The sequence below is a fragment of the Tunturiibacter gelidiferens genome (assembly GCF_014201335.1).
GTDB lineage: Bacteria > Acidobacteriota > Terriglobia > Terriglobales > Acidobacteriaceae > Edaphobacter > Edaphobacter lichenicola_E.
The window spans coordinates 265174-273017 of the sequence record NZ_JACHEB010000010.1 but is presented as its reverse complement, the minus strand read 5'-3'; the positions used below and the strand labels follow the sequence as shown (position 1 = coordinate 273017).

At 55.2% G+C, this 7844-nt stretch carries 4 protein-coding genes; 3 read left to right on the top strand and 1 reads right to left on the bottom strand.

Annotation, left to right across the window (positions count from 1 at the left end; all coding sequences use genetic code 11):
* On the top strand, nucleotides 1-2250 hold a 2250-nt coding region (locus HDF14_RS19885), incomplete at its 5' end, for a TonB-dependent receptor (protein ID WP_183980138.1).
* A gap of 29 nt (nucleotides 2251-2279) precedes the next feature.
* On the opposite strand, the gene HDF14_RS19880 is transcribed toward HDF14_RS19885, so the two are convergent.
* Complete coding sequence (locus HDF14_RS19880) at nucleotides 2280-3146, bottom strand: retropepsin-like aspartic protease (RefSeq protein WP_260698421.1); 867 nt, start codon at nucleotides 3144-3146, stop codon at nucleotides 2280-2282.
* Nucleotides 3147-3393: 247 nt separating this feature from the next.
* On the opposite strand from HDF14_RS19880, the gene HDF14_RS19875 reads away from it, so the two are divergent.
* Nucleotides 3394-5517 (top strand): winged helix-turn-helix domain-containing protein, encoded by a 2124-nt coding sequence (locus HDF14_RS19875; RefSeq protein WP_183980135.1) that lies wholly within the window; start codon nucleotides 3394-3396, stop codon nucleotides 5515-5517.
* Nucleotides 5518-5877: 360 nt separating this feature from the next.
* Nucleotides 5878-7827 (top strand): PP2C family protein-serine/threonine phosphatase, encoded by a 1950-nt coding sequence (locus HDF14_RS19870; protein WP_183980133.1) that lies wholly within the window; start codon nucleotides 5878-5880, stop codon nucleotides 7825-7827.
* The last annotated feature ends 17 nt before the right edge of the window (nucleotides 7828-7844 follow it).

The window sequence follows — 7844 nt, the reverse complement described above, 5'->3', positions numbered from 1 at the left end:
GGTGCAGCAATTTCCTCCGCCGCTATCGAATTAGAGGATACCCACTCCCAGGCAATAGCCCGTACGATCACAGATTCTGCGGGCCGCTACCACTTAACCGTCCCCATTGCAGGAGTCTATCGGCTGACAGTCTCGCAGCCTGGATTCAGGACCGCGATCGTGGAAAACATGACGCTTTTGACGAGCACGAATCTAAGAGACGTGACCCTTCAGCTCGGCCTGGTTAAAGATTCAATTCGCGTAAGCGAAGAACCTGAACTCGCGGCTGACCAAATTGCTACGCAAGGGCCGGTTGGCATTCTCGGCGATCTTCCGGTTCAAGAAACACCGTTCAGCGTTAAGTCGTACACGAGCACATTTCTTGAGAACCGCCAAGCGCTGACGCTGACGGATGCCCTCGACAGTGATGCTTCGATCCTTTCAGCATCGGCCTCCAGTCGTGGGTCGCCTAATGGCGACGTGTTTTTGAGCCGTGGTTTCAAGGGTGTAGCCGTCGCAGTTAACGGACTTTTTGGTCTTTCCGACGATTTGACGAACATGTATTTTGTCGATCGAGTGGATGTCTTCAGCGGTCCCAGCGCATTTGTCATGGGGGCGCCCGAGTCAGTTGGAGGCGTTTTCAACCTCCAACTCAAACGTGCGGATGATCGCCCTTACCTTCTATTGGCATCCGACTTCGTCGGCAAGAGTGTCTATGGGGCACGGATCGACGCTTCACGGAGATTTGCACCGCATAATGCCTTTGGAGCGCGCGCAAACGCCTTATATCGGGAAGGTGAAGGAGAGATCCGGGATTCCCGCCTGTTGATCGAAGGAGCTTCGCTGGGCCTCGACTTCAAATCAAAGGTGGTGCAGCTTTCACTGGATGCCCAGTATCTTCGTAACTACAACAGGGCATTTCAATATGTGCTTATTCCCGTCGCAGAAGTAGTCAGTTTACCTCGTCCCATGCCTACGAACTTGTCGACCCAACCGGTGTGGATGGATGACACCACTTCGCAGAAGGCAATCCTGGGACGAGCAGATGTCAACCTGTCGCCAAAGTGGATAGCAACCGCGGGCTCTGGCTTTTCTCCTTCATCGACCAGCATCCCAGGATATTGTCCGGTGTTGTTACTGGACTACTTTGGAACGATTCTTTGCGAGCAACGCAACCAGCTTACGGATCAGAACAACTACAGCACTGACTTTGGCCTTCGCGGGAAGGTCCATACCGGCGCCGTCTCCCACTCACTCATGATCGGATGGAATCGTGTGCATGATATGGAAAGTTTTGGTGACTTCAATGACTACGGACCTTCGCAACCCTACAACTTGTACACGTCCTACCGTCCAACATCACCAAACTATTCTTTTCCTGCTGTAACCGCAGACTACGTTGTAGACGACGAGAGCACAAAAGGCTGGTATCTAGGCGATACGGCTGGTCTGTTGCACGACAGGCTGCTTCTTACCGGGGGATTTCGCAGAACAATCATGAGGGGCAAGGAGACGTACCGCGGCACCTCGTCTAGCCGATATCACCAGAGTGCGTTCACGCCATCAGCGGCTGCGCTCTTTAAGGCGACCTCCCAGCTCTCGCTCTATGGGAACTTCATTCAGGCCCTTCAGCCGGGTTTCATTGCTCCGCCGGACACAAAGAACGCAGGAGAGATCTTTCCTCCCATCGTCAGCAACCAGGTTGAGGTTGGGGCCAAGTTTCAGGGTCGTGCCTGGATTTCAACAATTGCCCTCTATCGCATCAGCGAGGCAAATGGAGTCGTGAGCACTGCTACGAACCCACCAACTTTCTCTCAAGATGGCCGCCAGGTGAACACCGGGCTTGAAGTCAATTTCGCGGGGGACTTGTTTCGCGGTCTGCATGCGATTCTCTCAGGCAGTTTCATCGATTCCCGGCAGCGATCCACGGGCGATCCGACCATCGAAGGGAAACGCACGGCAAATGTCCCGGCGGCAACGGAACGTATAAATCTGAATTGGGACATTCCCCGCACAAAAGCGCTTGCTTTTGATTGCAACCTGAAGTTTACGGGAGCAGCGGCGTTCGACGCGACCAACAGCTATGACGTCCCAGCTTGGATAAGCGCGGATTTAGGCGTTCGATACTCTTTCCCTAAGGAGAGGCCGTTTACATTCAGGGCTCAAGTGGCAAACGTGTCCAATTCTTCATACTGGATTTCCGTGTTTTCCGGAGGGCTGGCTCCTTCTGGTCCGCGAGTCGTGACTGTCTCGATTTCCAAGTCGTTTTGAAGGGCAGCGGTGCGTTCTTTGAGAGTCAGCTACCAACTGTCCAACGTCGCGTACTGACCCTTAGCACTAATAAACACCCTTTCAAAAACCATAGTCGGAAGAACGCCGTCTTCCCGGGTTGACGGACCCCGTCCCAATGAGTTCAGTGGGACTGCGAAGGAGACCTGGGCAACGACGTGTGGACTAATGCGAAGCGCCATCTCCGGTAGTATTTGGAATCCCTGTTTACCTCCATATACCACTCGAGTGAGAACCGGGTCAGGGTGCTCGCGGCGTTGACCAGAGTGGAGTGCGGCTGCAGCGTTGTAAAGCACAGGCGCGTTACTCCCCGAGTCGAGCCTCAGAAGTATTAAAGGAGTCTCAGAGCCAGATGATCGAACGGCAATGATTAAGGGCCGCGTAAACGGTAAGTCGTCCCCTAGACCAAGTGGAGTGGCGAGACCGATGTGCGCACTTTTGATCGACAACGCCAGGGAATCACCGTCATCGAGGCATAGGAGCTTACGGCGGTTGTCGATCAGCAAATCGAAGTGTTCCAGGAAGTTGTCGCCCAGAATACCCCGAATACGCGGATCTGCAGCTCGCAGGTTGTCAATGTCACCGATAACCGCCAGGGAGTCCGTAACCGAACGATCTCCAGCTCGAAGAAGCCCAAGGTGAACGAATTCGCTCCTGGAGAATGTAGCGACGCCCGCGGAGCCGGTCGTTCCTTCTGCCTTCAGATGCAGTTCTGCGGCAAGGGAAGTTTCCACGGTGCTGATCTGTGCCCCGGTGTCGACCACGAAGTCGTATGGCCCGGAGTAGTTAATCTGAACCGAGACGACTATCAGAGAGCTTTGAATAAGTCGAAGCGGTAAACTGGTCACGTTTGCCGGGCAGCGCGGCTCGGCTCCCATCGCTGGGAGAACCGAGACAGCTAAGACAAGTGAACTTAAGCAACGGGAGAAAGGCATCTGCGCACCCCACGGCCGAGTTGGCCAGGTGCGACTGTCGCTTGTTTTTTCGACATGGTCGTGACGGGGTTCTCACCATTTTCTGAAAGTGAGTGACGGATTTGTGACGGCACATAAGTCCTCTGTTTTCAAATTCGAAGACGTGGAAGTGCGCGAAGGCGAATTCCTTTTAATCAAAGGAACTAAAGCTGTGCCGGTAGAACCCAAGGCATTTCGCGTGCTCATATATCTCCTGCAAAATCCTGGGAGGGTCGTTACCAAGGAAGAAATCCTGGAATCGGTCTGGAACGACTGCGCAGTTTCGGATAACTCGCTTACCAGAAGCATTGCGACTCTGAGGCGTTTGCTGCGCGACGACACCCACGAGCCGCGTTACATCGCCACGGTACCCACAGTGGGATACCGTTTCCTGTGCGCCGTGAAGGTGACCGACGAGGCCGGACAACTTGAGTTGGCTCCAGCGGAGATCGTGGAAATTACAGACCAGAGTCGTTCGAGACGAAGAGTATCCAAGCTCCCGATCGGCGTCACCGCAGTCACTGCCCTTGCGCTCGCGGCCTTCGTCTTCGTCCTGGTTGCGCACCGACAGGGGAGCAAGCTTCCAACATATGGCCCGGAGTCACGATTGACGGCAAGTTCTAAGGAGACTCCGGTTACCAGCTCTTCCATCTCGCCAGATGCCAAGTATCTCGCCTATACGGACAGAACGGGCCTCTTCGTACGTCAATTGGAAGACGGGGAGACTAACCATCTCTTCCTACCGCAATCTCTGGGCCCGGTTCGGGTAGAAAGCTGGTTTCCTGACAGCGCACACCTGCTGGTCTCGTCTTGGGATGGAGGGCCAAATGACCCCCAAAGCCTCTGGAAGGTATCACTGGCCGGTGCAACACCGCCGCGGAAACTGGTCGAGGACGGCGAACTCGCGAGGGTTTCACCTGACGGTGCCCTCATTGCGTTTTTGAGGGTTGCGGACAGCCGCACTGAAATATGGACAATCCGTTCGGACACTGCCGAGGCACACCAAGTACTGACCACTTCCGCAACCGAAGAAGAATACCTGAGCGCGGCGGCGTGGGCGCCGGATAGCCGACGTTTTGCCTATGTCAGAACAACCGTTCACCAGGACGGAAGTGGTGAGCGGAAGATCGAGACGATTGACATCGCCACCCGCAAGGTCAAGCTTGTGCTCTCTGACCCGAACGTTAGACCGTGGCTCACCTGGACGGAGAAGAGTTCACTCGTCTATTCACGTTTTGACGAGACTCCGAACCAGAAAGACATGAACCTCTGGCTGGCACGACTAGACGCTCAAACGGATCAGAAACGGTTTAAAACCCAAATCACGAGTGGTCACGGCTTCCTCGTCGAATTGAGCGCCTCAAGCGATGGGAAAGTCTTGGCCTTCAGAAGGGTCGAGCCTCAAGGTGACGTATATATCGCTGAACTGCGACAGGGTAAGCTTCTGGCGGCACCCGCGCGGCTCACGCGGGAAAATTGGGAGGACGACGCACACTCGTGGACCCGAGACAGCGAAGCTGTTCTTTTTACTTCCGATCGGGACGGTCGCCAGCATATTTACAGGCAGGATATTGATCAGTTAGCCCCCGTCCTATTGGTGGGCGGAGAACATGACCTGGGACTTCCGCGGCTCAGCCCAGAGGGAAGCGACATGCTCTATCTCCAGTACCCCCGGCAGGCTGAAGCATCTCGAGACGTGCAAATCAGAACAATACCATTGTCGGGGGGCACGTCCCGGCTACTTCTCCAGGCGCCGGGAATTTGGAATCACGAGTGTGCCCGACTCCCTTCGTCGGTATGTATCTACAGTTCCGGTTCTCAGAAAGACCTCCGCTTATTCTCCTTTGATTCGAAGACAGGCGCCAAAACAGAGCTCTCTTCGAGCAAATTTAAGAGCACATTGTGGGACAACTGGGGCTTATCCCCTGATGGAAAATATCTTGCTGGATTTAAGCCGATCCCACTACACGATGTTGTGATTCGTATCATTTCGCTCCAGGACGAGTCGGAGAAAAGCATCTCCCTACCGGGGTGGATTGGGCTGAACGGTATGGATTGGGCAGCTGACGGCATGAGCCTTTGGGTGAGCGCATGTACTCAACACAGCTCGCTCTGGGGAGAACCCAATACTTGCACGCTTGTGAACGCGGGCCTCAACGGCAGAATCACACCGCTGATCGACGGCAGAGATATCCACTTCTTCGCAGCCATACCGTCTCCCAACGGAGACCGGCTAGCACTTGACGGCGAGACTGCCGACAATTCGAATGTCTGGATTGTGAGAGCCGATCACTAGGCAATTTCGAGCGACACAGACTCGAAACGGGCCTTCCGACTATCCATACGCGAAAAAGATCGGGTTTGTTGACCTGTCGGCGTAAAACGCCATGTCTGGAAGAGGGAAAGGTCAGCCCGATGATTTTGATAAGGGCCCGGCAAGTGGCCGAATAGTCGGCATCTCGAACAAGTGACTTTGGCAGCTGCCGAAAAACGGTGTTATAGGAAACGACCCTTGCCAACCGGAGTTATTGTGGGTGACGGAAACGTTGCAAAGTATTCGCCCCACCGTTTTGCGCTCCCGACGAAGCCTTATGGAAAGAACCAGCTCACTATTCCTTCTTCTCGACTACCACATTCAGGTGCATAATCGTGGCTCATGCGACTCATTCTGATCCTGTTTGTTCTGGCGTGGACGGTCGCCTCCCTTCCAGAGGAGCAGACTTCACCAGCATCCTCTAACGCCCTCTTCTCGGTGACCAACAACCGCGAAGAGATTATCTCCCTCGCTGGCAAATGGCGATTCCAACCCGGCGACAACCCCAACTTCGCCGAACCCACATTCGATGACTCCGCCTGGATTCTCCTCGACTCCACCAAAAGCTGGTCGAGTCAAGGCTACAAAGGGATGAGCGGCCTTGCCTGGTACCGCTTTCGCATAATCCTCCCTGCCGGCAACGAGCCGATCGCTCTCTACCTCCCGCGGATCAACACCTGCTACCAGGTATTTGCAGACGGCGCGCTGCTAACGACCGTCGGCCGCATGCCACCCAAAGCGTCTACCTACCGCACCCAACCTACTGTCGTTGCTCTGTCAGCTGCCGATCGACCGGCCCCCCACACAGTGACCATCGCGGTGCGCGTCTGGCACAACCCTATCTGGGCAGCTTACGTCGGTGGTGGCCCTAATGGTGAAGGTGAATACGGCAGCTTGAGCCGAATCGCCCCAATGGCCAAGTCCCGCGCCTCTGAGCGCACGTGGAGCTCCAGCATGGACCTCGATATAGCCGTGCTGGAGTTCCTGGCGGGGACCGTCGCCTTCGCCTTGTACCTCTTGCGTCGCTCCGAGCGTGAGTACCTCTGGTTCAGTTTGATGAGCTTGTCGAACGGACTCGGATATCTCATCTCTTTCTACGAAAGTAACAACACCCACCGCATTCACCTCTGGGATGGAATCGGCGGTGCCATCGGCTGCTTCTTCTCCGTCGCCTCTCTCTTCTTCTATCGCAGCCTCCTTAAGGGCCGGACGAATCTGCTCTTCTGGAGTGCGGTTGCAGCGCAGTGCCTCACATATTGCATCACTTGGGCTCTCTTCACCGGGCACATCACCACCCCTCAAATCATTGCAAGCAGTTTCCTGCTGGACCTTCTATCTTTTGCTTGGATCCTTTTGCTTTTGAGTGAACGGCTTAGAGAGCGCCTCCCCGACGCCAGGCTCCTCATCCTTCCCCTCCTGTTATCCATTGGGAACGAGTTCCTCATAACCCTTGCCAACGTTCTAAGTACGCTCGATGTGAAAGAGTTGCCCTACCCCTTTGACATCGTTAAGAGGCCCGTAGAGATCGCCTCCTCCCACTTGGTTGAAGTTCTCTTCCTTCTTGCCATGCTCGCAATTCTGCTCAACCGTTTCAGCCGGACCAGCCGCGAGCACGACCGCACCGCATCCGAACTCGAAGCCGCCCGCTCCCTGCAGCATGTCCTGATCCCGGACAATATTCCCAACATCCCCGGTATGCAAGTCATGACCGCCTATCATCCCGCACAGGAGGTCGGCGGAGACTTCTTCCAGATTCTTCCGCTGCCCCTCGGGGAGACTCTTATCGTCCTCGGTGATGTATCCGGGAAAGGCCTCGGAGCCGCCATGACCGTCTCTCTCATCGTAGGATCCCTTCGCACGCTTGCGGAAACCATCGACTCACCGGCACTTCTACTCGCTGGCCTGAACCGCTGTCTCTACGGCCGCGGTACTGGCTTCACGACATGCATCATCCTGCGAATCGCGCCGGGCAACAGGCTTACCATCTCCAATGCGGGTCATTTGTCTCCATACCTCAATGGCGTAGAAGTGGAAACTGAAGCCAACCTTCCTCTAGGCTTGCTCGAAGTCGGTCTCTTCCACGAGCAACTAATGATCCTGACTTTGGGAGATCGGCTCACTATGCTGACCGATGGTGTGCCGGAGGCAACCAGGAAACGGGAACTTTTCGGCTTCGAACGCACCCAGATCCTAGCAATTCAAGGTGCAGAATTCATTGCGGATGCGGCTCGACGCTTCGGCCAGACGGATGACATCACCGTCTTAACGATTGATCTCCTATCGCACTCTTGAGCAATCTTAAGGTGGAC

Excerpts from the sequence above, each read along its gene's own strand:
- HDF14_RS19880 (WP_260698421.1), bottom strand. The coding sequence starts at position 3,146 with ATGGGAGCCGAGCCGCGCTGCCCGGCAAACGTGACCAGTTTACCGCTT.
- HDF14_RS19870 (WP_183980133.1), top strand. The coding sequence starts at position 5,878 with ATGCGACTCATTCTGATCCTGTTTGTTCTGGCGTGGACGGTCGCCTCC.